Here is a 1,117-nt window from a genome sequence, read left to right as displayed (position 1 = left end):
GCCGCAACCTGACGATTGCGGCAGGGCAGGGGGATTAGATCTGATAGTAATCCTTGTACCAGTCCACGAAGTTCTTCACGCCGTCCTTCACTGACGTTTGCGGCTTAAAGCCCACCAGGTCATACAGCGGTTGAGTATCTGCGCTGGTGTCCAGCACATCGCCCGGCTGAATCGGCATCATATTCTTCTGCGCTTCCATTCCCAGCGCTTCTTCCAGAGCGGTGATGTAGTCCATCAGTTCCACTGGTGAGCTGTTGCCAATGTTATATACCCGATACGGCGCGGAACTGGTGGCCGGGGAACCGCTCTCAACGGTCCAGTCGGCATTGGCCTGCGGGATCACATCCTGCACCCGAACCACCGCCTCGACGATGTCGTCGATATAGGTGAAGTCGCGCTTCATTTTGCCGTAGTTGTAAACGTCGATACTTTTTCCTTCCAGCATCGCTTTCGTGAACTTGAACAGCGCCATATCCGGGCGACCCCACGGACCATAAACTGTAAAGAAGCGCAGCCCGGTGGTCGGGATGCCGTACAGGTGGGAATAGGTGTGCGCCATCAGTTCATTAGCTTTCTTGGTGGCGGCATACAAGGAGACCGGATGATCGACGGAATCTTCGGTGGAGAACGGCATTTTACGGTTAAGGCCGTAAACCGAGCTGGAGGAGGCGTACACCAGGTGTTTCACCTTGGTATGACGGCAGCCTTCCAGAATGTTCAGATACCCCATCAGGTTAGCGTCTGCGTAGGCATACGGGTTTTCGAGCGAGTAGCGCACACCGGCCTGGGCGGCCAGGTGGATCACACGATCAAATTGCTCTGTGGCGAACAGCTTTGCCATACCTTCACGGTCGGCCAGATCCAGCAGCTGGAAATGGAATGCCGGAGATGCCAGGCGATCCAGACGGGCCTGCTTCAGGCTGACGTCATAATAGTCGTTCATGTTGTCGATTCCGACAACATCATGCCCTTCATTCAGCAGGCGCTGCGCGATATGGAAGCCGATAAAACCTGCGGCACCAGTGACCAAAAACTTCATATTTTTCCTCCGGGGTGTGAATATCCCGTTCTACATAAGTGCCGATTTTACACTGGCTTGCGGTTGGGATCACTTGCT

1 protein-coding gene is annotated in these 1,117 nt (G+C 54.6%); it reads right to left on the bottom strand.

What is annotated here, in order from left to right:
* Nucleotides 1-34: 34 nt before the first annotated feature.
* Nucleotides 35-1,039, bottom strand: coding sequence for an NAD-dependent epimerase (locus VZP09_RS12590; RefSeq protein WP_064164754.1), 1,005 nt, complete (start codon nucleotides 1,037-1,039; stop codon nucleotides 35-37).
* Nucleotides 1,040-1,117: the final 78 nt, after the last annotated feature.

It is taken from the genome of Klebsiella sp. EMBS2024, from assembly GCF_036233805.1.
GTDB classification, from domain to species: domain Bacteria; phylum Pseudomonadota; class Gammaproteobacteria; order Enterobacterales; family Enterobacteriaceae; genus Klebsiella; species Klebsiella pneumoniae.
Note: the sequence above shows the minus strand (reverse complement) of the source record. Positions and strands in the feature narration are given on the sequence as shown.